Source organism: uncultured Tateyamaria sp. (assembly GCF_947496075.1).
Taxonomy (GTDB): Bacteria; Pseudomonadota; Alphaproteobacteria; order Rhodobacterales; family Rhodobacteraceae; genus Tateyamaria.
The window spans coordinates 39,445-66,045 of record NZ_CANMBJ010000005.1; the positions used below are offsets into that span (position 1 = coordinate 39,445).

Consider the following 26,601-nt stretch of genomic DNA (forward strand, 5'->3'; position numbering starts at 1 on the left):
AGAGAGTGGCGTTCAGGTGGGTGCGGTGCCGGTCCAGGCGGCTTGCAGCAATTGGCGGATCCCGTCGCGCGTGATGGGCGCGGGGTTTGGATAGGGTTTTTGGGTGGCAAGGTCGGCGGCGTGATCGAGGTTGTCCTCCGTGACGCCGAGGTCTTGGAGCGCGAGGGGGGCGTTCATTTTCGTGGCAAAGGCATGGAGCGCCGGGCCGGGGGCCGTACCGCCAAAGATATCGGTGACGGGTTTCAACAGGTCGGGCACCGCTTGCGCGTTGTAGTGGATCGCATGGGGAAGGATGATGGCATGCGTGTCGGCGTGGGGCAGATCGAAGCTGCCGCCAAGCGTGTGGCAAAGCTTGTGGTGCAGGGCCATCCCCACCTGCCCCAGCACCGCTCCGCAAGCATAGGCGCCGCGCAGTGTCTTTTCCCGGGCCATCACGTCGGCCGGGTTTTCGAGCACAGCCGGGAGGCCGTCAGCAAAGTGCTGCATCCCGTCAATCGCCAACGCGGTGCTGTGGTCGGTCCGGTTTTCGGCATAGAGCGCCTCGGCCGCATGGGCGATGGCGTTGAGGGCGGAGGTGACCGTCATGGCCGTGGGTAGCGATGTGACAAGTTCGGGGTCGTAGAGGATGACCTCTGGCTGTACTTTCGGGTCCGTGAGCGTCGTTTTGATGCCTTCATCGGTCTGGCCAAGAATGGCTGTCGCTTCTGAGCCTGCGTAGGTGGTTGGGATCACGATCTGGGGCACGTCGGTACGCAGGGCTATCGCTTTGCCCAGGCCCGTCGTGGAGCCGCCGCCGATGGCGATGACACAATCCGCGGACACATCGTTCAGGTGCGCGACCGCCTCTTCGCTGATATCGACCGGGGTGTGCATGGTAGCGCGGGCGAAGATGCCTGCAGCCATGTCGCCCAGCGCTTCGGCGACCTGCATGGCGCTGTCGCATTGTTGCGGGGTTGAGAGGACCAGGGCATGTTTGCAGCCGAGCCGTGCGACCTCTTCTCCCACCGAGTGGCGCAGACCCGGGCCGAAGCGCACGCGAGGGAGTGAGGGGGGCGATTGAGTGAGCATGTGCACAGGCTACTAGGCTCAAAGGATTATGTTGATGCGAATTGCGGGGCGCAATATAACTTATCGCTATGCAATTGGATCCCAATCACCTGCTCATGCTGGCCGCCGTCGTGGACGAGGGCGGTTTGACCTCCGGCGCGCATGCACTGGGGAAGTCACAGCCGTCCTTGTCCAGGACCCTGGCCGCCCTGGAGGCCCGCTTGGGTCAGCCGTTGTTCGAGAAAGGACGCCGACCGCTTGTGCCGACGGAACTTGGTGCAGCGCTGGCGGCGCAGGGTCGTATAATCTGGCAGGCCAGCGGCGAGGCGTCAGTGCAGGCCGATCTGTATATTGGCGGCAAGACCGGGGCGGTGCGCGTGGCCGGCACGCCGGTGTTCATGGACGCCGTCATTGCCACGATGATTGCGGGGTTCCAGCAAGCGCATCCCAATGTGCGGATCGATCAGAGCTATGGTTACGCCGATACGCTGATGCGCGATGTGGAAAGCGGGGCGCTGGATCTGGCCATCTGCCCCCTGCCCCCGGGTGACCTGCCCGAGCCGATTGCCTTTGAAGAGATTTTGCAGGGCCGCAATGTGATCGCCTGTCGGATGGGTCATCCCCTCGCCCGGAAGCGGGCGCTGCGGTTGGAGGACATCGCCAACTACCCGTGGATCGCGCCGCCCACGAACAGCCCGCTTTACCAGGACCTGCGCGCCATTCTGCACGAGATCGAGGTGGAGGATGTGAAGGTCAGCTTCTCGGGCGGGTCCATCAGCGCGGTGCGCACGGTGCTGGAAGGGTCGGACAGCCTGACGATCCTGCCCTATTCGGTCATCTTCATGATGCGGCAGCAAAAGGCGCTGACGGCGCTGGACATCCGCATCAAACACGCGCCGCGCAACCTTGGGATCATCAGCCCGGCAGACCGGCCCGTGCGCCCCGCGGTGCGCCGGTTTCATCGTCACATCGCATCCGAGTTCAAGGCCCTGGCGCGGTCGATCTCGCATGCCCAGCAGAATTCGGTGTGGCGGGCGTGAGTTTCGGGACACGTGGACCGAAAAGACAGTGAACATGCCATGACGCTACCGGCCGCTTAGAGGCGCGCTTGTGCAAGCGCGGGTCTGTGCAAAGATCGGGCAGGTAGGATGCGCTTCGGGCGTGAATTTGGATAGCGGCGCAGTGGATCTTCGGGAGAGCTGGATATTTATGCCACGAACTTACCCTCGGCCGCGGGCTCGCGATTGCGGGAAATGTCCGCTTGGAGCCCAAAGGGCCACAGCGCGGATTTACCCCTTTGTCTGCGCATGAACCTGTTGCCTACCGCTGATTTCTGACCTCGTACAATAAACGAGCATGTTGGATGTCTGCATTCTCGCAAGACCCAATTTGTCCGAACGGGGGGAACCGCTCGGCATACGCGCCTCGCAAGGCCTAGTCCGTGAAACTTTCCCGGATATTTGAACCCAATCGCTGAACACAGGCACCTATTGATCAGACAGCGATCAAGTGTGCTCGGTAATGCACATCTCGTCGTGGCCAGATTTACGGGTCCACAAAGGCATAAAAAATGAAACACGATATCAGAAGCAAATTCGGATTAATTGTTGCAAAAGCTGACTGGAACCAAACCGGCGCCATCGCGTCCATACGCGCACGTACCCAAGCGATCCTTGACAGCACCCTGATTGACAACTTCATCCTCGGGGTGATCCTGTTCAACGCGGTTGTTGCTGGCCTGCAGACCATTGCACCGGTGGTGACAGTGGCGGGGCCACTGTTCCCCAAGCTCGACACTCTTTGTCTCTCGATTTTTGTGGTTGAAATCACGGCGAAGCTGTTTGCCAGAGGCCGCGACTTTTTTCGGAAGAGCTGGAACATCTTCGACTTCATCATCATCGGAACCTCGCTGATCCCGGGATCGAGTGGGCTATCGGTGCTGCGAGCGCTCCGCATTCTGCGGCTCTTTCGGGTGCTGTCCGTGGCCCCCAGCTTACGTCGTGTGGTCGAAGGCTTATTCAGCGCTCTGCCCGGTATGGCCTCGGTGTTCGTGCTGATGGCGATGATGTTCTACATCGGCTCTGTCATGGCGACGACGCTTTTTGGAGACGCATTCCCCGAATGGTTCGGTGATCTTGGGCGGTCTGGATACACCCTATTCCAAATCATGACCCTGGAAAGCTGGTCCATGGGCATTGTCCGCCCCGTGATGGAGGTCTACCCATATGCATGGATGTTCTTCGTGCCGTTCATTCTCGTGACGTCCTTCGCAGTGGTGAACCTGCTGGTAGGTCTGATCGTAAACTCGATGCAGACCGCTTATTCCGAAGAAGAAATTGCAGCGACGGACCGGTACCGCGAAGAGATGATTGCCCGGCTGGAGAAGATCGAGAAGACGCTCCAGGTGCGGGAATGAAGGCAAGGATTGATCACACTTTGGGCGTGAATTTCATGATCCAGATGGGGTTTTCTGCGGGTTGGGGTGAGTTGAACGGCAACAGCCACTTTGTCTTGCGATCCCAACCTTAACTGTCCAAAATGACGGTCGGGCCTGTCCCGCATTGTCGATATTTAAGGCAGCACGGCCCAGACCATGACCAGGTAGGTCCACTGGTGCAACGCTTGATCCAGCCCGAAGGCGCGCCAGAACCCGCCTTGGTCGGGTCCGTGGCCCGTATGTTCGGACCAGCGCCCCTTGCCCCAGTCGATGTGGAAATGCACGGCCCATTCGACCAGCGCCACGATCAGCGCCATGGCCACGGGCACGCCGACCAGCACCATCGCCACCAGAGACCCCACCCCATGCAGCCCGGCATGTTGCAGCCGCCCCACATGCAGGTAGCGCCCGCGGTTCGCCAGCATCCTTGGCGTTTGCATGTAGAAGTCGGCAAACAGGTGCTTTGCCTGCAGCAGGAACAGCAGAACCAAAGCAAAGGTAACAGGGTCGGTCAAAGGGTGCCTTTCGCGTTTTCTCTGCCTTTACCCTAGGCCGCCATGTGTTTTGTCGCAATCCATGCCGTACCGTATGCTGACGTGCCATTGATTTCCCGTGATCCCCGTTGTTAGGCTGACGGCGGGCGCAATTCCCGCCCCTTCAGGACGTGGACAGGCATCATAGAACGCTCCCTCTTTGGATTTATTTGGAAGTACTCGAAACGCGATCAGTTGATCCTGCTGGTGGTGACGCTGACACTGTTTCCGCTTCTGTACCTGACGCTGGAGCTGCCAAAGCAGATCATCAACGATGCGATCGGCTCGGGTTCTCCGACCATTTCGGCCTATGGCTACGAGTTCGATCAGATCACCTATCTGATGATGTTGTGCGGCGGCTTTCTGGTGGCAGTCCTATGTCATGGCCTGCTGAAGATGCGCATCAACACGATGAAAGGTGTGCTGGCCGAACGGCTTTTGCGGCGCCTGCGCTATACTCTGATCGCCCGCATCCTGCGCTTCCCGCAGCCCTATTTCGAGCGCACCAGCCAGGGCGAGCTGGTCAGCATGGTCACGGCCGAAAGCGAACCCATGGGCGGGTTGATGGGCGACGCCATTGCGCAGCCGGTGCTGCAGGCCGGGCAGATGCTGACAATCCTTGGTTTTCTGTTCTTCCAGTCCATCGCGTTCGGCTTTGCCGCCATTGCATTGATTCCGCTGCAGGCCTGGCTGATCCCCAAGCTGCAGCGCCAGATCAACCTTTTGAACAAGAAACGGGTCATTCAAGTGCGCGCACTGGCCGCCGAGATCGGTGAAGGTGCAGCAGGCGCAGGCACGTTGCGCGTCAATGGCGGCTGGCGTTTTCGCATGGCGATGATCGGGAACCGGCTGGGCAATCTTTTTGCCATCCGGTTCGAGATCTACCAGAAGAAATTCTTCATGAAGTTCCTCAACAACTTCATCACACAGCTGACCCCGTTCTTCTTCTTTTCCATTGGTGGCTATCTGGTGATCCAGGGCGACGTGACCATCGGCGCGCTGGTGGCGGCCCTTGCTGCCTACAAGGACCTGTCCAGCCCTTGGAAAGAGCTGCTGGCCTATTACAACCAGGTGGCCGACATGTCGCTGCGGTGGGAGACGATCACCGAACGCTTTGCGCCTGCGGGCATGATTGATGACGACCTGTTCTATGGCCCGGCGCCCGAAACACCCCGGTTGACCGGGAACATCGTTCTGGATCAGGTCACCGTCAGCGATGGCGACGGCAATGCGGTGCTGGAAGACATCTCACTGGCTGTCCCCGCAGGCAGCAGTCTTGCCATCACCGCCCCCAATGATGAGGATCGGCGCGCCTTGGCCGAGGTGCTGACGCGTGAAACGCTGCCGACCAGTGGGACGGTGACAGTGTCCGGCCATGACATTCGGTCGCTGCATCAGACCGTGATTGCCAAACGCGTCGGCCATGCCAATTCGCGCCCCATCATGTTCCAGGGCAGCTATGGCCAGAACGTGATGATGCCGATGCGCCTTTGCCCCACAACCGCAGCCGAAGAGACCGAATTCAAGCGCGAGGCTGTCCGGGCGGGCAACACGCCGGACATGGTGGATGGCCAATGGCTGGACCCCACCATTGCGGGTGTTCCGGACAAGGACGCGCTGCGGGCGTGGTGGTACACCGTCATTGACAGCAGCGGGTCAGGAGATGCGCTGACCCGCCGGACGATGGATCAGACCTTTGACGAAAAGGCACACCCGCAACTTGCGCAGGCCCTGATCGACCTGCGCCCCAAAGTGGCTGCCGCCGTGGCCGAGGCGGGGCTTGATCGCTATGTTCACGCCTTCGATCCCGACACGTACAACCCGGCCCTGCCCGTTGCCGAGAACGTGCTGTTTGCCACCCCGCGTGAGGTCATCGGCCCCGAGATGATCGAGGCAGAGGTTGAATTCCTGCAGTTGCTGCATGATCTGTCGCTGGCGTCGAACCTTGAAATGATGGCCCGCAATATCCTTGAGATCCTGCGCCAGACGTTTGGTCCCAACGGCACGGACCACCCGCTGTTCCGCAAGCTGGGCCTAGAGGTCGATATCTATGAGGCCGCCCTTGAGCTGGTTGATCGCAAGCCCGCCGGGTCCGATATAACGGACAAGGAATTGGCGCTGCTGTTGAGTATCCCCACCAACATCACGGCCGAACAGGTTGCCGCGGCCTTTCCCGACGATGTGCGCGCACGGGTGCTGAACATGCGGACCGAACATGGCGCGACCTTGCGCAAGCAGATGCATGAAATCTTTGTCCCGATCCAGCCCGATGCCCATGTGCATGGGTTGTCGGTTCTGGAAAATGCGCTTTATGGCAAGGTGTCCGACAGTGCCGGTGCACGGGCCGATGACCTGCGCCGCATTGTGGTCGAGGCGCTGACCGAGGCGGGTGTGAACCAGCTGGTGCTGGAACTGGTCTTTGACGTGCCGATTGCCCTGGGCGGTGCCAACCTGCCTGCCCTCTTTGCCGAGCCGTTGTCGATCAGCCGCGCCACGATCAAGCGGCCCGATATCCTGATCCTGGATGAGCCAATGGCCAGCTATGGAGAGGAAACGCGCGCCGCGCTGTTCCGCAACTTGCGCACCCTGTTGCCCGACGCGGCGCTGATCTTTCTGGGCTCGTCATTCGAGGAAGAAGACGCGTTCGACGCGCATGTCGAGATTGTCCAAGGCCGGTTGCACGGCACGGAAGGTGAGCGAGTCGAAGCCGGCACCGATGCCAGTGCAGACCTTGCCCGCAAGGTCGAGGCGTTACGTCAGGCCCCGATGTTTTCGAGCCTCAAGCGCAAGCAGTTGCGCCTGCTGGCCTTCGGGGCGCGGTGGTACACGGCGCATCCCGGCGAATACGTGTTCCACAAGAATGACGACCCCACCGACGGCGCGTATATGGTCATCGACGGCGAGGCCGATCTGCTGCTGCCACAAGAGGGGGCCGATGACACATTGATCGCCACCGTGGGTGCTGGTGCCCTTGTGGGCGAGTTGGGATTGATCCGCAGCGAACCCCGCGCGCTGGACATGCGCGCCAAGAGCGAGCTGACTTGCCTGCGCATCGGCGAGGAAGAATTCATGGCCGTGGTCGAAAACGACGCCGCCACTGCCTTCCGTTTGCTGCAAGTTGTTGCCGGTTACGTCAAAACTTGACCACCCGCGCCATCAAGGCGCTGGAACCTTTGTCCCAGATTTGGCATGCACGTAGTGTAAGGCCGCGCGCTGCGCGCGGCGGAGTACTGCGATGTATCGGAATACCTGCCGGTTTTTGGCGGTCTGCGGTGTAAGCCTTGGCCTATCGGCCCCTTCCTGGGCTCTGGACGTGGTTGTACGTGCGCCTGAGGCGCTGACCGAGGAGTTGCGCGCAGCGTCTCTGACCGCCGGACTGCTGGACGAAGAGGGCGCAGTCCGTTCCATCGACGTGATCAGTGCCGCACAGGCCGACTATGCCCGCCTGATCGCCCTTCTCTATGACCGAGGGTATTTCGGTCCCGTCATTTCGATCACCGTGGACGGGCAAGAGGCGGCGGGCCTGTCGCCCATCTCGGCTCCGCAAAGTGTTGGCACCGTGATCGTGACCGTGGAGCCAGGCAAGGTGTTCAGCTTTGGCACCGTCACCGTGCGCCCTCTGGCCCCCGGTGCCACCCCGTCCCCGCAAGTGCAAAGCGGAGAGACCGCGCGCGTATCCGCCCTGCGGGACGCGACCAGTGCAGGCATCGAAGGATGGCGGCAGGAGGGGCACGCCAAGGCAAGCGTCGACGGCCAGCAGATCACGGCCAACCACCCGGCAGGGCAGTTGAACGCAGATGTCCGGCTGAACCCCGGCCCGCGCCTGCGTCTGGGGCGACTGGACCTGGAGGGCGACAGCGCCGTGCGTGAAAAGCGCATTCGCGAGATTGCAGGCTGGCCCAGCGGCGAGGTGTTTGATCCCGACACGCTCGACAAGGTCGAAACCCGGCTGCGGCGCACGGGCACCTTTGCCTCGGCCACCCTGACCGAAGCGGAGACAGCCAACCCGGACGGCACGCTGGATGTCACCGCCCAGATCACCGACCGGTTGCCGCGCCGCTACAGCTTTGGCGCGGAGTATGGCACCACCGATGGAGTCAGCGTCAGTGCACTTTGGTTGCATCGCAATATCTTTGGCGGGGCTGAACGCCTGCAGATCGACGGTGAAATCAGTGGTGTGGGCGGCGACACCGACGGCATTGATTTCCGTTTGGGCGCGCAACTGTCCCGTCCCGCCACGTGGCGCACCGATCTGGAGGCCGTTTTGCTGGCCGAGTTTGAGCAGCGCGATGATCCAAACCTGTTTTCCCGCACCGGGCGGCTTGAGTTCAGCACCGTCTATTTTGCCAGCGAGGACCGCGAATACAGCTATGGCCTTGGTCTGCGAAGGGCCGAAACACGCGATGACCTGGGCGAGCGCGACTACACGATCCTCACCTTGCCCTTCACCGCCAAGTTCGATCGGCGTGACGATCCCCTGAACCCGACGCGCGGCTATTACGCAGAAGCCTCGGTGCAGCCTTTCGTGAACATCGAAGGCACCAGCGAGGGCGTGCTGTCCACCATCGACGTGCGCGCCTATCGCAAGCTGGGTGACCGGGTTGTTTTTGCCGTGCGGGGGCTGTTGGGATCAGTGGCCGGTCCATCCATCGAAGAAGCGCCTGCCGACTTCCTGTTCTTTTCCGGCGGCAGCGGCACGGTGCGCGGTCAGGATTATCAATCCCTTGGTGTGGACCTGAGCCCGGGCGTGACCATCGGTGGTCGTGCCTTTGCCGGGATATCGGGTGAATTGCGCGTCAAGACGGGCGACAAGTTTTCAGTCGTGGGGTTCTATGACGCGGGCTATGTCGGGCCGGAGAGCTTTATCGACGGGTCAGGCGAATGGCACACCGGGTTTGGCGCGGGCATCCGTTACGACACCGGGATCGGCCCCATTCGGTTGGATGTGGCTGTCCCCGGTTCAGGGCCGGGCGACAGTTCCGGGGTGGAGCTTTACATCGGCATTGGGCAGGCCTTCTGATGCGGTATGTGGCGATTTTCTTGATCCTGATCTGGCCTGCAGCGGCGCTTGCACAAGACGACAATGAGGACCGCGGTTTTCTGGTGGGTCTGCTGGAGAGCAGCTTGGGCGGCGAAGGGCGTGTTGTGCGTATCGACGGCTTTGCCGGGGCGCTGAGCAGTCGAGCCACGATCGAGCGCATCACGATTGCCGACAATGAGGGCATCTGGCTGACGCTGGAAGACGTAGCGATGCAGTGGAACCGCGGCGCCCTGTTCCGTGCGGCCATCGACATTCAGGAGTTGCGCGCGGGGCGCATTGAATTGCCGCGCCTGCCCATTGCCGCCCCGGGCGGCGACCTGCCCGCGCCCGAGGCGACCCCCTTTGCCCTGCCCGACCTGCCCGCATCGATCAGCATCGCACAGCTTGATCTGGCCGAGGTTGTGTTGGGCGCGCCGGTGCTGGGAGAAGCGGCCGTGCTGTCCATTGCCGGTTCGGCAACGTTGGCCGATGGCGCGGGCAATACGCGTATCACTGCGACCCGCACCGATGTAGACCTCGGGGTGTTCGATGTCGCGGCGGCCTATGCCAATGACACCCGCGACCTGTCCCTTGATCTGCAATTGCGCGAGGGCGCGGGTGGCCTGATCTCGGGCCTGTTGAACATCCCGGACCGCCCCAGCGTTGATCTGACCGTCGCGGGTGCGGGTGTGTTGAGCGATTTTGGCGCGACGCTGGATTTGCGCACCGATGACACGCAACGCTTGACCGGGACCCTTGAGTTACAAAGCGAAGCGGACGGGCCAATGGCCTTTGATGCTGCGCTGGACGGGGATGTGTCCGCCCTGTTCCTGCAGGAATACCGCGCCTTCTTCGGGACAGATGTCGCGCTGACCGCGCGCGGCAGCAGCGATGCGGATGGCGCTTTGTCTCTGGACGCCTTTGCCTTGGACACCCGTGCGCTGCAGCTGGCGGGACGCGCCGAGTTGAACAGCGATGCGTGGCCAACCTTGCTGGACATCGAGGGCACCCTTGCCGACCCGGATGGGGCGCCATTGCGCCTGCCGGGTGACACGCGCCTTGCCGGTGCGTCGATTGCTGTCGATTTCGATGCAGAGCAGAGCGATGCGCTGGTCGCGCGTATCGATGCAATAGGTGTTGAACAGCCGGATGCCACGGTGGATCAGGTTGCACTGAATTTTGACGGTACGCTGAGCGGTGCGGTGGGCACGATTGGCGCGCTGGCGGGGCGGTTGAACGTCGACGCAACCGGTGTGGCGCTGAGCGATCCGGGGCTGGCGCGGGCCGTGGGCTCTGCCTTGTCTGGCGGGTTCGATATTGCCTATGCCGATGACGCTCCACTGGATGTGACCGATCTGACCCTTGCGAGTGCAGCCTGGGCGCTGACGGGTCAGGCGCAGGTGAGCGGGTTTGATGAGGGGTTCGAGACCACGTTCGATACGGCCCTTGTGACACAGGACCTGTCCGCCTTTGCGGACCTGGCCGGGCTGGACCTGTCGGGGGCCGGGAATCTGGCGCTGTCCGGGACGGCGGCCCTGGGTGGCTTTTTCGATATTGAGGTGCGGGGGCAGACGCGGGAGTTGGCGATTGGCGTGCCACAGGCAGATACGTTGCTGACTGGGCAGACGGACCTGATCCTTGCTGCTCGTCGTGACACCAGCGGCACATTCGTCGACCGGCTGACATTGGAGAACCCTGCCCTTGACCTGACAGCATCGGCAGACCTGCGCACCGGCGGATCGGTCGCGCGGTTCAACGCGGCACTGGCGGATGTGGGGCAGGTGACCGAGGCGGTGGATGGACCGTTGACCGTGGACGGAACGGCCACCCAGACGGGCGATATTTGGGATATCTCGACAGACCTGACCGGGCCCTTGGACAGCACGGCAACCGGTACGGCCCGCGTTGCGCCTAATGGCACCGAAATTGCACTTGAGGCGGCGGTTGGAGACCTGTCGCCCCTCGTTCCACAGATCGAGGGTGGTGCAGAACTGACGGCGACGGCCCGGCAGGCCGACGGCATATGGCAGTTCGACAGCAATATCGATGGTCCCGCCCAGACACGGGCCGACGTGACGGGGCAGTTTGACGGGACGAACGTGACCGCCCGCTATGACGTGAATGTGCCCACGATCGACGCCTTTGCCCCCGGTGTGCCGGGTGGTGCGACGCTGACCGGTGATGTGGCTCAGAGTACAGAGGGGTGGGCATTCGACGCGGACGTGACCGGGCCTTATGAAAGCGCGGGGACAATCTCGGGCACATATGCGGACATCTTGACCTCGAATTTCGACCTGCGCCTGCCCAATGTTGCAGCCGTGGCACCGGGCGTGAACGGGCCTTTGGCGCTGGACGGCACGGTGTCGCAAACCCCTGACGGGTGGGAAGTCGTCACAGATGTCGCTGGTCCCTACAGCAGTTCGGGTCGCGTCAGTGCCAGCCTGCGGGACGGAGTACTGGGCGCGGGCTATGCCCTGACCCTGCCGAACGTGGGCCCGCTTGTGCCCGGGCTGGCGGGCAGCATGACGGTGAACGGCACGGCCCAACAGGACGGCGCGGACTATGACATCATTGCCCGCATTGCAGGGCCATCCGGTGCAACGGCAACGGCATCGGGACGGGTGCTGGGGGATGGGACGCTGGATCTCGGCGCACGCGGTCAGGTGCAGTTGGGCCTTGCCAACGCCTTCATCGCCCCACGCACAATCATCGGGACCGCTGATTTTGACCTCGCCGTGAATGGCCCCCCTGCCCTTGGGTCCGTTTCCGGCCAGATCACGACCCAAGGCGCGCAGCTTGCCACACCCAGCCTGCCCGTGTCCGTTTCGGACTTGTCCGGCGCGGCGCGCCTGTCTGGCGGACAGGCGGTGCTGGATTTCACCGGCGCCATTTCCGAAGGGGGCAGCATTGGCATTTCCGGCCCCATCACGCTGAGCGGTAGCTATCCGGCGCAGTTGGACGTGTCGCTGAACGCGGTGACATTGCGCGACCCGCGGCTTTACAACACGACTGTTGATGGGCAGGTCGCGCTGCGCGGGCCGCTGACCGGAGGTGCCGCGATTTCTGGCCAGATCAATCTGGGCGAAACCGACGTGCGCGTGCCGTCGAGCGGTATTTCCACGTTCGGAGCGGTGCCTGACATCACCCATATCGGGGCCACGCGCCCCGTCATGCGCACCCGCGAACGGGCCGGTCTGGTGCAAACAAGCAGCGAAACCACGACCGGGTCCGCCTATCCGCTCGACATCCAGATCAACGCCCCCAGCCGCATCTTTGTCCGCGGTCGCGGCATTGATGCAGAGATGGGTGGGCAGTTGCGAGTGAGCGGCACCACGGCCGACATGATCTCGACCGGGCAGTTCAACTTGATTAGGGGGCGCATCGACGTTCTGACCAAGCGGTTCGAGCTGACCGAGGGCCGCGTTGCCCTGCAAGGCCGATTTGAGCCGCTGCTGCGCCTGGTGGCTGAAACACCGACCTCAACGGGCTCTGCACGCATCGTTGTTGAGGGACCCGCAGACGATCCGGAAGTGACATTCGAATCCACCCCGGACGCCCCGCAGGATCAGGTCCTTGCCCAGATCTTTTTCGGTCGTGACATCACGCAGCTGTCGGCCTTTCAGGCATTGCAGCTCGCCAGCGCCGTGGCAGCCCTTGCAGGGCAGGGCGGCGAAGGGATCGTGTCGCGCCTGCGCGGCTCGTTTGGGTTGGACGATCTTGATGTTACCTCGGATGAAGATGGAAACACGGCTGTCAGAGCGGGCAGGTACCTCTCGGAAAACGTCTATACAGACGTCACGGTGGGTGGGGCCGACGGGCCGGAGGTGTCTCTGAACATCGACCTGACGCCCAACATCACAGCACGTGGCACCTTGGGTGCAGATGCCAATACCGGCATCGGTATCTTCATCGAACGGGATTATTGACCCGGCTTTGATTGGCACTGGTATCGCAGGCCCCCACATTGTATCCATCTGGATACATATTGGAGGCGTGCGATGACCGATCGAGATATGTCACAGGGCGAAACGGCCTATGCCCAATTGCTGGCGGCGATCCGCACGGGAGAGTTTGCACCGGGCGACCGGCTGCGCGAAACCGATGTGGCTGACCGGCTGAACCTGTCCCGCACCCCTGTCCGCGAAGCGCTGCGGCGCTTGGAAGCGGATGGCATCGTGGAACATCGCCCACGGCTGGGCGCGGTCATCCGACAACTCAGCCACGCCGAACTGGTCGAGCTCTACGAGATGCGGATCGTGCTGGAACGCACCGCTGCCGAGATGGCGGCCAAACACGCGGCTGCCGCCGAAATTGACGCCCTGAGCGATCTGAACAGCGCCATGTCCAAGGGCAGCCCGGCGGAAGCCGCGGCTCTGAACCAGGATTTTCATCGGGGCATCTACCTTGCCACGCGCAACCGGTTCCTGCTGGACGCAGCCCGCGCGTTGAACAATGCCCTGATGCTGATGGGACCGACGACGCTGGCTGACCAGCAGCGCATCGAGGTGGTCACAGCACAGCATGACGACATCCTGACAGCCATCGCAGCCGGCGACAGCGCAGCGGCAGGCGAAGCGGCCGAGGCGCATTTGCAAACCTCGCTGCGGTATCGGCTGAAGGTGCTTGCCCGGTGATCCGGATCGGCATGACCTTTGCGATTGCAGGGCTGGGCGTCGCGCTGTTTCATGGGCTGTCCCTGCCCCTGCCGTGGCTGTTGGGACCAATCTTTGCCTGCCTGATAAGCGCCCTTGCGGGCGTGCGCATGACGGGCACGCCCTTGATCAACGAAGGCATGCGCACCGTATTGGGCGTCGCCGTCGGGGCCACGATCACCCCGGTTGTGCTGGCATCCATGCTGGGCATGTGGCCCACATTGCTGCTGATCCCCGTGATGGTCATGGTCATCGGGGCGATCGGTGTCCCCTATTTCCGCAAGCTCTGGGGTTTTGATTTTGTCACCAGCTATTACAGCGCGATGCCCGGCGGTATTCAGGACATGTTGGTGTTCGGGGAAGAGGCGGGTGGCAACCCGCGGACCCTTTCGCTGATTCACGCGACGCGGGTTCTGGTGATTGTCGTCGCCCTGCCCTTTATCCTGCGGGGTGTCTGGGACGCGGCCCTGAACAACCCGCCGGGTGTGCCAGCGGCCACGTTGGCACCCTCGCAGTTGGGATTAATGGTGTTGGCCGCCCTTGTCGGATGGCGCGGGGCCAAGGCGCTTGGCATGTTCGGCGCCTCGATCCTTGGGCCGCTGATCGTGGCGGCGGCCATGGCCCTGACGGGCCTCTTGCAACACCGCCCCCCGGCCGAAGCGATCTGGGCTGCCCAATTCTTCATCGGGACAACCGTGGGCGTGAAATATACCGGCATCACCATGACGGAAATTCGGCGCGACCTGACGGCTGGGCTGGGCTTCTGCGGCATCCTGATCGTGCTGACGGTCATCTTTGTCGAAGGGGTCTATGCCGCCGGTCTTGCGCCGGGGATGGAGGCCCTGCTGGCCTTTGCCCCCGGCGGGCAGGCGGAACTGACGGTGCTGGCGCTGATCGTCGGGGCCGACGTCGCCTTTGTCATTGCGCACCATGTCTTGCGTATTTTTGTGGTGATCCTCGGCGCGCCGCTCTTTGCACGGATTTTCCGCTAGTCGCGGATGATCCGACGCGAGATGTCAGCCACGATCATGGCTTCCTGTTCGTCCGTCAGGTCCAGCTCGTGCTTGCCGTCGATTTCCAGAAAGGCATGGCCGTGCACGAACATGTGCAGCATCAGGCTGCGGCGCTCGATCTCGGCCTCGGGGGTATCGTCAGGCATTGCTGCGCGCACCTCGCGCTTGACGATGGCAAGGCATCCGTCGCCTCGCTCTCGCATCTCGGAATCGCGTTCATGTCCTTTGGTCAGGCCAAACATCAAGCGGAACACACCCGGTTCAGCCCGGGCAAAATTTGCATAGCAGAGGCCCAGCGCAGTTATGGGTGCCAGAGCGTCGCCTGACGCCCCCTTTGCAGCGTCATCCATCTGCTGGCGCATCCGCTCGATTCCCGCCAAGGCGACCTCGCGCACGATCTCTGCGCGGTCGTTGAAATGCTTGTAGGGCGCGGCTGAACTGACGCCAGCGCGGCGCGCGGCCTCGGAAATCGAAAACCCGTCAGCGCCCTTCTCCTCGACCAAAATGCGCACAGTTTCAATAAGATGCGCGCGCAGATCACCGTGGTGATACTGCGTCCGGGGGGCCTTATCCGTGGTCTGCTCCAAGTTTTTTTGCCTCTCTCCCTTGCCAAAGTAAGTGGCTATTACATATGTCTGTTACCATAAGTAAGCACCCCTTACTTCCTGTCAAGGAGTGGCACCATGCCTAAAGATCGCGCCAAGGATACACCGAAACCACCCCTTTGGAAGCGCACTGTGCGCGGGATCATCACGCTGACCGGCACTGCGTCCGTCATTGCCATCGCCGCGGGCGCGGTCTGGATTGGCAGCGCCACATTGGCCACGCGTGCCGCCGCCGTGGATGCACCACCCCCCGCCCCGATCAGCACCGTTTCGGCAATCCGCGTGACACCGGCTGACACCATGACCGTCACCCGCGCCTTCCACGGACAGGTCGAGGCGGCACAGACTGTTGCCCTGAGTTTCGAGCAGGGCGGTCGCCTGAACGTCCTGGACGTGGACGAAGGCGACCGCGTCAAGGCGGGCCAGGTGCTTGCCAAGCTCGACACCCGTATCCTGATGGCCGAACGCAGCCGCCTTGTTGCCTCGCGCGAAGCGCTTGAGGCGCAGGCGGAACTGTCCCGCCGTACGACCGATCGTCAGAAAGAGCTGCGCAATCGCGGCTTTGCCTCGGATCAGGCGGTGGACAACACGGCACTGAACCTTGCTGCGCTTCAGGCACAGATCGCCGAAATGGACGCAGCCATCACGCAGGTTGAGGTGCAACTGAGCCAGACCGAGCTGCTGGCCCCGTTTGACGGTGTCGTGGGCGCGCGGAATGTCGACCCCGGCGCAATCATGGCTGTGGGGGCGCCCGTGCTTGATGTTCGCGAGGAAACCGCCCCGATCTTCCGTGTGGGGATCGACCCGAGGCTGGCACAGAACGTGCGGGAAACCGCAGCCGTCGTAACGCTCGACGGTGTGGACTACGACGCGCGTTTCGTCGGCTTCCGGCCCGACCTGGATGCGCAAACCCGCACCCGCACAGCGCTGTTCGAGATTGAGACGGATGATCCGGTCTACCTTGCCTCCGGCACACTGAAACTGCACAGCCAGATTGACCAGAACGGATATTCTGTTCCGCTGCGCGCCTTGCAGGATGGGGTGCGCGGGCTTTGGACCGTGATGGTTCTGAACCCGGGTGACGATGACCTTTACACCGCCCAGGCCGCCGCCGTCGAAGTGCTGCAGGTCGAAGACGGCACGGCCTTTGTCCGTGGCACGCTACAGGGTGACGCCATGATCGTGCCCGATGGCACCCACCGCCTTGTCTCGGGCGACCGGGTGCGCGTGGTCGGAGCGGAGTGATGGAAACCCTCACCTTCCGCCAACCCCGCCTTGTTGCCCTTGCCCTTCTGGTCATCATCGCGGCGGGCTTGTCCTCGCTGCTGGCTATCGGACGGCAGGAAGACCCCACCATCACCAACCTATTCGGCACTGTCACCACTGTGGTGCCGGGTGCAGACCCCGCCCGGGTCGAGGCGCTGGTCACCCAACCCATTGAGGACATTCTGCGCGAAGTGTCCGAGGTCGACGTGATCGAAAGCACGTCCTCGACTGGTATTTCCATCGTCTCGGTCGAGTTGGGCGTGATGGTGCCGGACAACCGCATTGAACAGGTCTGGGCCGAGATCCGCGATGATCTGGCCGAGCTGTCCCCCAGCCTGCCCGCCGATGCATTCGAGCCGGAATTCGACACCGAGGGCGGCAGCGCCTTTGCCGCCATCGCGGCCCTTTCGGCCGAGCCGGGCATTTCAACCACGATCCTGGGCCGCTATGCCCGCGACCTGGCCCAGGATCTGCGCAACATCCCCGGCACCGAACTTGTCGAGTTGTTCGGTGCGCCCGAGGATGAGGTGCTGGTCACGCTCGACCCCGTGGCCACCGCCGCGCTTGGCCTGACGGCAAGTGACGTCTCCCGCGCCATTGCACAGGCCGACGCCAAGGGCCCTGCCGGGCGTGTGCGCCCGGCGGGGTCTGACCTGCTGATCACAGTCGCGGGCGAGGTCGAGGCGCTGGACCGTTTGGGTGAGATCGTGGTGCGCCGCTCGGACACCGGGGCCGTCACCTACCTGTCACAGGTGGCCGAGATCACGCGCGGCCCGCGCCTGCCAGAAGCGGAGTTGGCGATCTACAATGGCAACCCCGCGATCCTTGTGGGCGCAAAGTTGGAAAGCGGGCTGCAAGTCGACAAATGGGCGGCCTTTGTCCGTGAAGAGATCGCCGAATACCGGTCCAACGTCCCCTTGGGCGTCTCGCTGGACCTGACCTTTGACCAATCCGGCTACACCGCAGACCGCCTGCAGGAGGTCGGCCTGAACATGGCCATCGGCGTTGGCCTTGTGGTCGGTGTGCTGCTGCTGACCCTTGGTCTGCGATCCGCCATGATCGTGGCGCTGATCCTGCCGGTCGTGACCCTTGCCACGCTGTTCACCATGAATTTCATCGGCCTTGCCATTCACCAGATGAGCGTGACCGGCCTGATCGTGGCCCTTGGCCTGCTGGTCGATGCGGGCATCGTGATGACGGACGAGGTGGGCCAACGGCTGGAAAAAGGTATGAGCCGCATCAAGGCGGCGGGACAGTCGGTCAAACGGCTCTTTGCGCCTTTGCTGGCATCAACCGTGACCACCGCCCTGTCCTTTACACCCCTGATCCTGCTGCCCGGCCCTGCAGGTGATTTTGTGGGCTCCATCGCCATCGCTGTGGTGATCATGCTGGGCTGGTCCTTTGTCGTGGCGATCACGCTGACACCGGCCATCGCAGGTCACCTGCTGCCCGCGGATGGGACACGCGGCGGCATGAACAGTGGTGCATTGGGCCGTGTCTTTGCCGCGTCGCTGCGCTGGTCCGTGAAAAACCCTGTCCGGTCTATCGCGCTGGCGCTGATCCTGCCGGTCACTGGATTCCTGTCCATGCCAACACTCACGGCACAATTCTTTCCCGGCGTGGACCGCGACCAGTTCTATATCGAGGTGGATTTGGCCCCCGGTGCGGGCGTTGCCGACACGCAGGACGTTGTGGCGCGGCTGAACGACCGCTTGCTGGCAGATGACAGGATCGAACAGGTGATGTGGACGGTCGGGCGGTCGGCGCCCGCCTTCTACTACAACATCGTGGGCGCCCGCGAAAATGCGCCCGGCCATGCGCAAGCGCTGCTCACCACCCAATCGGCGGAGGCGACCGAAGCTGTCCTGCGCGACCTGCAAGGCGATCTTGCCCTGACCGCGCCCGGGGCCGAAATCCTTGTTCGTGGTCTGGTACAGGGCCCGCCGGTCAATGCCCCCGTCGAGATCCGGCTTGTTGGCAAGGACCTCGAGGCGCTGCGCGAAACAGGGGACGAGGTGCGGCGCATCATGTCCGGCGTCGATTCTGTGCTTGTGACCCGCGGCACCATCGGTGGCGGTGCGCCCAAGGCCGTTATCACGGTGAACGAGGCGCAGGCGCAAATCCTTGGCCTCGACCTGCGCCAGATTGCCGGGCAGTTGCAAGCCGGGCTTGAGGGGGTCACGGGTGGCTCCATGGTCGAAGGGGACGAAGAGTTGCCCATCCGTGTCCGTCTGGGCGACGCCACGCGCGGCTCGGTTCAAGCCATCCGCGATCTGCCGATCCTGCGCCCGGATGCGGCACAGCTGTCAGCCCAAGGCCGCTGGCCCGCCCTGCCCCTGTCCGCCGTGTCGACCATCGACCTGGAACCCGCCGCCAGCAGCATCACCCGCCGCAACGGCGAACGGGTCAACACGGTGCAGGCGTTTATCCTGCGCGATGTACTGCCCGAAGAAGCGCTGGTTGAGGTGCAGGCCGCACTTGAGGCCAACGGCTTCGCCGTGCCCGCCAGCATGCGTCTTGAACTGGGCGGCGACAGCGATGCGCGGGCTGACACGCTCAGCGATCTGCTGGCGTCTCTTGGCCTGATCGTGACCCTGTCCATTGCGGCCATCGCGCTGACCTTTAACAGCTTCCGGTTGACGGCAGTTGTGCTGGTCGTGTCGGGCCTGTCCGCAGGTCTGAGCCTGCTGGCGCTCGCGATTTTCCAGTACCCGTTCGGGATCAACGCGATCATCGGCGTGATCGGGTCGATCGGTGTGTCGATCAATGCCGCGATCATCATCCTGACGGGATTGCAAGAGGACGACCTGGCCGCTTCAGGTGACAAGGACGCCATGGTCGATGTGGTCATGGGATCCAGCCGCCACATCGTCTCGACAACCATCACGACCTTTGGTGGCTTCCTGCCCCTGATCCTTGCCGGTGGCGGCTTCTGGCCCCCCTTCGCGATGTCGGTGGCTGGGGGTGTGCTGCTGTCCACCGTGGTGAGTTTCTACTTCACGCCACCGGTCTTTGCCCTGATCCACCGCGTCCGCCGGGCGCCCGCAGCATCCGCGGAACGGGACAATGGCAACGACGCACCCTTTGTCCTACATCCGCCGTTCAGTCAGGCCGCAGAGTAGTCGGGTATAAAGCATTTGTGTTCAACCTCGCGCATCTACGGTGAGATGCGCGAGGTTCATTGAAACACATCAGTGCCGCCTATCTAGGAAATTCAAACCAATTGTCACTCTGGTGCAGTTCAAGGTCAGCTTTGCGGACAAAGCGGCCCTTTGGGTCTCGGCGACCAATGACGGCTTTGCCCACATTCGACCTATGCTCTTCCTGGTGACTATTCCGACGCAGGTAAAACTGAAGCTACGTTACGCACCGTTTCAGCCTATTTCATAGTGGCTGACATCATCCAGTGCTCCTTTTCGCTCCATTCGAGAATATCGGACAGAATCCCGACTGTGCCGTCGTCTCGGACATCAGCAAGAACCTGAATTGCATTGCGGAGTACATCAATGAAGCGGTGAAAATCGGCGCAATGGTTCGCAAGCATTTCATCTGTCGTCTGGGCGATCGCATCCTGGTTTGGATTGGATAAGACAAGCAGCTCATCCAATGATGCGGGTGCTTTGCTACCCAGCACACGCAACCGTTCTGCGATCGCATCGAGGAACCCGTTGAGCGTCTGGTATTGGGTCTCAAACATGGCGTGCAAGCTGCGGAAGTTTGGACCTTCCACATTCCAATGATAACAGTGGCTCTGCACATAGAGGCGGAAAACCTTGCCCAGGACCGCCCTTATCGTGTCTTCCTTGACGGAGTCTAATTTCATTCTTTGTCCTTTGATTTCTGTCTGCTCGCGCGAACAACGCTGTAATCGCGCCCGCCATCAATGACGTCGATGGCGGGCACGGCATGGCTTTGACCTTAGGCAGAGCGTCCCGAGTAGGGCCTGGTTTACAGAGCCGCTGCCTTGATCTGCGCCACAGCTTCTTCAGTGCTCCAGACCGCGTTAGCGATGAAGCGGAAGTTGATGAGGGCAGCGAGGTACCCATCCCCCTCCGGCAGTTGCGCCGCAGCCGTCGCATCCCGCACCACGGCCACTTCGAAACCCTTCTCGATCAATTCGCGCATATGCGATTCCGTGCACAGGTTGGCCGACATACCTGCCAGAATGACTTGATCCACGCCCTGCTTACGCAGTTGCAGCGACAGGTCGTTGGTGTCGTTGCCGTACATCTTGTGGGGCGAGGTCACGATGGTCTTGCCGTCGTTGATGTAGGGTTTGTATTGCTCCAACCAGTCTGCGCCCGAGCCTTCGAAACCTTCAATGTCCAGAGGGCCCTTACGGTCAAACATACCGATATTGTGCATTAGTTTTTCCAACGCGCCTTCGAACTTCCAACCATGGTCAGTTGGATAGTAGTAGTGCGGAGACACGGCGGTGGTGATGTCGTACTCTTTGGCCGTGCGGAACAGCGTTTCGATGTTTTCAACCGTGTTGTGTTCAGTGACGGACGCGCCGATCACGCCCCAAGTCACACCATCGGGGCTGAGGAAATCGTTCTGTGGGTCGGTCACGACAAGGGCTGCGCGGCTCAGGTCGAGCTTCATGTCAGAGGGCGGCAATGCAGGTTCGGCCGGTTGAGCATAGGGGTTGGCCTTGACTTGCGCGTGAGCGGTTCCTCCCAGCGCAGTGGCAGCAGCCGCTGCAGTCCCTGCCAGTCCGGTGGTCAACGCCGCGCGACGTGACAGTTTCTTGCCGCCGTGGTCATGGTCATCACAATTGCACATAAGGTCTTTCCTTCTTTGGATGTATCGAGAAGCCTTGTGTGTGACAGTCGGTGTGCCTTTTCGTCTTGATTTGGACCAGTCAGGAAAATTTTCGTGACGGCAGAGGAGTTTAAGGCCAAAATCATCGGATGAGCTACGACCACATTTTCGATCAACTCGACATCCGTACGGAACCGTTTGCCATCTGTGAGATCCACGGAACCTGCCATGTTGCCCTCAAGCCAGATGCGGCGGTGACCCTGCACTATATCCTGTGCGGTGAGGGCCAGATCACGATGCGGGGGCAGGCCCCGATCAGAATATCCAAGGGCAGTTTGGTTTTGATCCCTTCACTGAACAGCCACGAGGTCTTGAATGACGGCGCGACGGTCGTGCCCGGACCGTCTTGCAAACCAGCAGCGCTGAACTTGGCGCAGGTCCTCAAATCCGCCCCAGATGAAGGTGACGGCAGTGCCAGCCGCCTGGTCGCACTTTGCGCGCACGTTAATATTGGGCTGATGGGGGCCACGGATGTGGTCAACTTAATCCGTGAGCCGTTGGTAACGCGTGCCGAACCCGGCAGCGACCTGATGGTATTGGTCGACACATTAATGCGCGAAGTGTGCGAGCCAAGCGTCGGCAGCCGCGCTTTGATCCGGGTTCTGTTGATGCAGGCTGTGATTGTCATGATGCGCAAGCGAATGACTGAGCAGGCAGGGCCGTTGGATTGGATGGCCGCGCTGCGTGATCCGATGCTGTGGAAAGCGTTGAACGCGATGTTGGACAACCCGGGCAATCCGTTTTCCGTAGAGTCTCTCGCGGATATTGCAGGCATGAGCCGGGCCGCGTTTGCGAAGCGATTTTCTGAAGCGTATGGCGCAGGACCGATGGAGCTACTGCGCAATCTGCGGGTGCGCAAAGCAGGCGACCTACTGCGCAATACAGATTTGCCAATGAAAAGAGTGGCTGAATCTGTTGGGTTTTCCAGCCGCAGTGCCTTTAGCCGCGCTTTCGAAGCGACATCCGGCCAAAGCCCCAGTGCATTCCGCAAAGCCGTCAGAAAACCGTGACACCGGTTATCGCCTTTGTCGCGTTTGGCACTCATTCGTGCATCAGGCAGAACAAATAGCCCAAAGCCGACATTGGTTCGAACTGCAGCACACAGCACTCTGGGCTCAAAACGGACATCATCTGCAGGCACATCGTCCCAACATTGGGCCAGCGGATGCCGTGAACACTAAATTCATCTGACGTTTTAAACATCGTCAGGCATTTGGCGCGCCGCTCAACCCTCTACCTGCTTGCCAATCCCGCCGGAGTAACCAACACTCATAGGCAGAAAAGCAAATGGGGAGATTTCCATGAAAGTCACGTCATTCCTATCCGCCGCGCTGCTGCTGTCCAGCACAGCACTGGTCAGCGCCGAAACGCTGAAATGGGCCCGCGCGGGTGACGCGCTCACCCTTGATCCGCACTCGCAGAACGAGGGCCCGTCGCACACTATCCGCCACCAGATGTACGAGCCGCTGATCATCCGCGACACGACCGGCGCGTTTGAACCCGCACTCGCCACTGAATGGGCGCCCAAGGCTGATGATCCGAATGTCTGGGTGTTCAAACTGCGCGAAGGCGTCACATTCCATGACGGTGCGGCCTTCAATGCCGAGGACGTGGTGTTCAGCTTTGAGCGTGCGATGCAGCCAAATTCCGACATGAAGGAACTGATCGGTTCAATCACCGAAGTGCGTGCGGTTGATGACTACACAATCGAGATGGTCACAGACGGCCCGAACCCGATCCTGCCTTCGAACCTGACCAACCTGTTCATCATGGACAAGGACTGGACCGAGGCAAACAACACCGTCAACGTGCAGGACTTTGAAGGGGGCGAGATCACATACGCCACCACGAACGCCAATGGCACCGGGCCTTACGTTCTGCAAAGCCGCGAGCCTGACGTGAAAACCGTCATGTCCCGCAACGACAATTACTGGGGCATCGACCAGTTCCCGATGGAAGTGACCGAGATCGTCTACACCCCCATCCAGAACGCCGCGACCCGCGTCGCAGCCATGCTGTCGGGTGAGATCAACTTCCTTCAGGACATGCCGGTTCAGGACCTTGAGCGCGTGAATGCCGCGGACGGTTTGGTGGTCAAGCAGGCCCCGCAGAACCGCGTGATCTTCTTTGGCATGAACCAGGGTGCGGATGACATCGAAGCCGACAACGTCGACGGTGCCAACCCGCTGGCCGATGTGCGCGTGCGCAAGGCGATGTCGATGGCAATGAACCGCGACGCGATCCGTCAGGTCGTGATGCGCGGCCAATCGCAGCCTGCCGGCATGATCGCCCCACCCTTCGTCAACGGCTGGACCGAGGCGATGGACGGTGAGTCCTCGACCGACATCGACGGCGCCAAGGCTCTGCTGGCCGAGGCTGGCTATGACAGCGGGTTCTCGATCCGTCTGGACTGCCCGAATGACCGCTACATCAACGATGAAGCGATCTGCCAGGCGGCTGTCGGCATGCTGGGTCAGATCGGCGTGACCGTGAACCTGGATGCCAAGCCAAAGGCGCAACACTTCCCGCTGATCACAGATGGGCAGACCGATTTCTACATGCTGGGCTGGGGTGTGCCGACATACGACTCGGAATACATCTTCAACTTCCTTGTCCACGGTCGTGAAAGCGATATCGGCACCTGGAACGGCACCGGGTTCGACAACGACGAGATCGATGCCAAGATCAAGTCGCTGGCCTCAAACACCGATCTGGAAGCCCGCAACGCCGACATCGCCGATATCTGGCGCGTTGTGCAGAACGAACAGCTCTATATTCCGCTGCACCACCAGGTCCTGAACTGGGGCATGGGCGAAGGTGTGGGGATCGAAGTTGATCCCGAAGACCAGCCCAAGGTCAAATACATCACCATGAACTGATCATGGACGGGGGCCGCACGTGCGGCCCCCTTTTCGTTTTGCCCCCGAATGCGCGCCGGGGTGTTGCCTGTTTTTCACCGATTTTATTGAAACCGCATCAAGGACCAAGACACATGATCCGCGCTTTCCTTCTGGCCAGCACCGTTCTGGCCGCACCGGCCATCGCCGAAGAATTCAAGTGGGCCGAAACCACCGACCCGCAAACCATGGACCCGCATGCCGTCAACTCGGCCGCCGTGCTGGGCTTTCTCAACAACGTGTACGAAGGACTTGTCCGCCGCGGCAAGGACATGACGATCGAACCGGCCCTCGCCACATCGTGGGAACCGATTGGCGCAGGTGAAGGGTGGCGATTTACACTTCGGCAGGGCGTCACATTCCACGACGGGGCCGCATTCAGCGCGGATGACGTGATCTTTTCCTACCAGCGCGCCAGCGACGAAGCCTCGGACACGCGCAGCTGGTTCGCCCCTGTTTCCGAGGTCGTCAAGGTCGATGACTACACTGTCGATATCATGACCACCGCCCCCAACCCGATCTTTCCCGACAGCATCGCCAACTGGATGATGATGGACAGCGGCTGGGCCGAAGCCAACAACACCACCCTGCCCGACAAGGAAAGCGGCAACTACGCAACGCTGAACACCAATGGTACGGGGGCATTCAAGGTGACGGCGCGCGAGCCGGGCCTGCGCACGGTGCTGGAACCCAATGGCGGCTGGTGGGACACAGCCGAACACAACATCACCCGCGCCGAACTGACCCCGATCCAGAACCCCGCCACCGCCGTGGCAGCGCTGCTGTCCGGTGATGTGGACCTGATCAACCCGGTGCCCATTCAAGACGCCGAACGCCTTGCCGCCAATGACGCGGTCAAGGTGATCCAGGGGATCGAAGCGCGGATCATCATGCTGGGCTTCCCACACGAAGCCGACGCGCTGAAATATTCCAGCGAAACAACCGATGCCAACCCGTTCGCAGACGCCCGGGTGCGTCAGGCGGTGGCCCATGCAGTCAACGTACCTGCCATCCTGCAAACAATCATGCGTGGCAATGCCGAACCCGCCAGCCAGCTGGTCAGCCCGGCCATGCGCGGCTACTCGGCGGCGCTTGCGGACCGTCCCGCTTACGACCCCGAACAGGCCAAGGCCTTGTTGGCCGAGGCAGGCTATGAAAACGGGTTCTCGTTCGGCCTGAAATGCCCCAATGACCGCTACCTGAACGACGAAGCCGTCTGCCAGGCCGTCACAGGCATGCTGGCGCAGGTCGGCATCACAGCCGTCCTCGACGCGATGCCGGTCCAGAACTACTGGCCCGAACTGCGCGAAGACAATTACGACATGTACCTGCTGGGCTGGTCCCCGGGCACGTTCGATGCCGAACACCCGATCCGCTTCCTGGCCGCAACCCCGAACGAGGAAAAGAAACTCGGCTCGTGGAACTTCGGCGGGTTCTCGAACGAGCGGGTGGACGAATTACTGCCCATGATCCAGTCCGAGATCGACGACGCCAAACGTCAGGCCATGTTGGATGAAACCACCAAGATCCTGCAGGACGAGGTCGCTTATGTGCCCATGTACGTTCAACCGCTCGTCTGGGGCGCCAAGTCCAGCATCGATCTGACACAACGTCCGGATAACTTCTTTATCCTGCGCTGGGTGACGGTGAACTGATCCGGCAACCCCGGAAAAGAATGGCCCATCCCGCAATCCGGGGTGGGCCTTTTCATTGCACCAATTATTACTGAAAACAGCGGGGCAGCTTAACAACTCAGCGCAAAAACCATGCCCCGCTCGTACCCATCGCGCACGTGATAGGTACCGTCCTTGAGCTGGCATGTCGTCTTGGATTGGGCCACCTGCCGTGCCTTTGCCGTCAGGTTGAAGCGCTGCGCCCCGACAGTGTGCGAGGCATTGTGCGCGACAATGAAGTTATGGGTATCAACCCGAACCTGACGAAACTTCAGCCGGTACTTGCCCAAAGTGACAAGTTCACTGTCGCCTTTCTCCCAGAAAGACGTGCGCGCACGGAAGGCATCCATCGCCGCCGAACGCTCACTGGTCGAACGCCCACGCTTGGCGTAGGATCTTGTTTGCTCTTGATAAAATGGCAGGTTCGAGGTTTGCGACGCAGGCACTTCGGCTGCAGGAGTCCGTTGCGCGGCGGTGATTGTTTGGGACGCGCCCGGCGTTGAAAACCCAACGCCCTTCTGCTGGGGCGCGGGGGCCCCGCAAGCTGAAACAACGCATAGTGCAGCAACAATGATCCGGGGGTTCACGGGATATCTCCATTCAAAGGGCCGTTCCCGCGAGAGTGGAATGCAAA

The 26,601-nt window shown here is 61.7% G+C and carries 18 protein-coding genes; 12 read left to right on the forward strand and 6 right to left on the reverse strand.

The window, feature by feature from the left end; translation table 11 throughout:
• Nucleotides 1–12: 12 nt before the first annotated feature.
• Nucleotides 13–1,068 carry a maleylacetate reductase gene (locus Q1A51_RS17250; RefSeq protein ID WP_299671444.1) on the reverse strand — a complete coding sequence of 352 codons (1,056 nt, stop codon included), beginning with the start codon at nucleotides 1,066–1,068 and terminating at the stop codon, nucleotides 13–15.
• A 68-nt stretch (nucleotides 1,069–1,136) separates the two neighbouring features.
• Here Q1A51_RS17250 and Q1A51_RS17255 point away from each other — a divergent pair, with 68 nt between their 5' ends.
• Both Q1A51_RS17255 and Q1A51_RS17260 read left to right on the forward strand, forming a co-directional pair.
• The gene (locus tag Q1A51_RS17255) at nucleotides 1,137–2,087 is read left to right on the forward strand and encodes a LysR family transcriptional regulator (protein ID WP_299604156.1); all 951 of its coding nucleotides are present in this window, start codon (nucleotides 1,137–1,139) and stop codon (nucleotides 2,085–2,087) included.
• A 530-nt stretch (nucleotides 2,088–2,617) separates the two neighbouring features.
• Nucleotides 2,618–3,463 carry an ion transporter gene (locus Q1A51_RS17260; protein ID WP_299604158.1) on the forward strand — a complete coding sequence of 282 codons (846 nt, stop codon included), beginning with the start codon at nucleotides 2,618–2,620 and terminating at the stop codon, nucleotides 3,461–3,463.
• A gap of 155 nt (nucleotides 3,464–3,618) precedes the next feature.
• On the opposite strand, the gene Q1A51_RS17265 is transcribed toward Q1A51_RS17260, so the two are convergent.
• Nucleotides 3,619–3,999: a DUF3307 domain-containing protein gene (locus tag Q1A51_RS17265; protein ID WP_299604160.1), complete on the reverse strand. Its 381-nt coding sequence runs from the start codon at nucleotides 3,997–3,999 to the stop codon at nucleotides 3,619–3,621.
• Nucleotides 4,000–4,215: 216 nt separating this feature from the next.
• Here Q1A51_RS17265 and Q1A51_RS17270 point away from each other — a divergent pair, with 216 nt between their 5' ends.
• From Q1A51_RS17270 to Q1A51_RS17290, 5 genes are all read left to right on the forward strand, one after another.
• A complete protein-coding gene (locus Q1A51_RS17270; protein WP_299604852.1) occupies nucleotides 4,216–7,161 on the forward strand; it encodes an ABC transporter transmembrane domain-containing protein in 2,946 nt (981 codons plus the stop codon).
• Between the two features lie 91 nt (nucleotides 7,162–7,252).
• Nucleotides 7,253–9,037: a BamA/TamA family outer membrane protein gene (locus Q1A51_RS17275; RefSeq protein WP_299604162.1), complete on the forward strand. Its 1,785-nt coding sequence runs from the start codon at nucleotides 7,253–7,255 to the stop codon at nucleotides 9,035–9,037.
• Entirely contained in the window at nucleotides 9,037–12,963 is a 3,927-nt protein-coding gene (locus Q1A51_RS17280; protein WP_299604164.1) for a translocation/assembly module TamB domain-containing protein, read from the forward strand. The genes Q1A51_RS17275 and Q1A51_RS17280 overlap by 1 nt, the downstream gene beginning before the upstream one ends.
• Before the next feature lie 72 nt (nucleotides 12,964–13,035).
• A complete protein-coding gene (locus Q1A51_RS17285) occupies nucleotides 13,036–13,671 on the forward strand; it encodes a GntR family transcriptional regulator (RefSeq protein WP_299604166.1) in 636 nt (211 codons plus the stop codon).
• Nucleotides 13,668–14,681 carry an AbrB family transcriptional regulator gene (locus tag Q1A51_RS17290; protein WP_299604167.1) on the forward strand — a complete coding sequence of 338 codons (1,014 nt, stop codon included), beginning with the start codon at nucleotides 13,668–13,670 and terminating at the stop codon, nucleotides 14,679–14,681. The genes Q1A51_RS17285 and Q1A51_RS17290 overlap by 4 nt, the downstream gene beginning before the upstream one ends.
• Here the strand turns inward: Q1A51_RS17290 and Q1A51_RS17295 are convergent.
• Entirely contained in the window at nucleotides 14,678–15,289 is a 612-nt protein-coding gene (locus tag Q1A51_RS17295) for a TetR/AcrR family transcriptional regulator (protein WP_299555054.1), read from the reverse strand. The two genes, Q1A51_RS17290 and Q1A51_RS17295, sit on opposite strands and share 4 nt — an antisense overlap.
• Before the next feature lie 96 nt (nucleotides 15,290–15,385).
• On the opposite strand from Q1A51_RS17295, the gene Q1A51_RS17300 reads away from it, so the two are divergent.
• A complete protein-coding gene (locus Q1A51_RS17300; protein WP_299604170.1) occupies nucleotides 15,386–16,552 on the forward strand; it encodes an efflux RND transporter periplasmic adaptor subunit in 1,167 nt (388 codons plus the stop codon).
• Entirely contained in the window at nucleotides 16,552–19,695 is a 3,144-nt protein-coding gene (locus Q1A51_RS17305; protein WP_299604172.1) for an efflux RND transporter permease subunit, read from the forward strand. Before Q1A51_RS17300 ends, Q1A51_RS17305 begins: the two co-directional genes overlap by 1 nt.
• A 257-nt stretch (nucleotides 19,696–19,952) precedes the next feature.
• On the opposite strand, the gene Q1A51_RS17310 is transcribed toward Q1A51_RS17305, so the two are convergent.
• The gene (locus Q1A51_RS17310) at nucleotides 19,953–20,396 is read right to left on the reverse strand and encodes a DNA starvation/stationary phase protection protein (protein ID WP_299604174.1); all 444 of its coding nucleotides are present in this window, start codon (nucleotides 20,394–20,396) and stop codon (nucleotides 19,953–19,955) included.
• A gap of 125 nt (nucleotides 20,397–20,521) precedes the next feature.
• Nucleotides 20,522–21,358 carry a cysteine hydrolase gene (locus tag Q1A51_RS17315; protein ID WP_299604175.1) on the reverse strand — a complete coding sequence of 279 codons (837 nt, stop codon included), beginning with the start codon at nucleotides 21,356–21,358 and terminating at the stop codon, nucleotides 20,522–20,524.
• A gap of 128 nt (nucleotides 21,359–21,486) precedes the next feature.
• On the opposite strand from Q1A51_RS17315, the gene Q1A51_RS17320 reads away from it, so the two are divergent.
• The 3 genes from Q1A51_RS17320 to Q1A51_RS17330 all read left to right on the forward strand — a co-directional run bounded on the left by Q1A51_RS17320 (nucleotide 21,487) and on the right by Q1A51_RS17330 (nucleotide 25,949).
• A complete protein-coding gene (locus Q1A51_RS17320; RefSeq protein ID WP_299604178.1) occupies nucleotides 21,487–22,407 on the forward strand; it encodes an AraC family transcriptional regulator in 921 nt (306 codons plus the stop codon).
• A gap of 291 nt (nucleotides 22,408–22,698) precedes the next feature.
• Nucleotides 22,699–24,276, forward strand: coding sequence for an ABC transporter substrate-binding protein (locus Q1A51_RS17325; RefSeq protein WP_299604181.1), 1,578 nt, complete (start codon nucleotides 22,699–22,701; stop codon nucleotides 24,274–24,276).
• A 113-nt stretch (nucleotides 24,277–24,389) separates the two neighbouring features.
• Nucleotides 24,390–25,949 (forward strand): ABC transporter substrate-binding protein, encoded by a 1,560-nt coding sequence (locus Q1A51_RS17330; protein ID WP_299604182.1) that lies wholly within the window; start codon nucleotides 24,390–24,392, stop codon nucleotides 25,947–25,949.
• Nucleotides 25,950–26,038: 89 nt separating this feature from the next.
• Here Q1A51_RS17330 and Q1A51_RS17335 read toward each other — a convergent pair whose 3' ends face one another.
• The gene (locus tag Q1A51_RS17335) at nucleotides 26,039–26,554 is read right to left on the reverse strand and encodes a hypothetical protein (protein WP_299604184.1); all 516 of its coding nucleotides are present in this window, start codon (nucleotides 26,552–26,554) and stop codon (nucleotides 26,039–26,041) included.
• Nucleotides 26,555–26,601 lie beyond the last annotated feature (47 nt).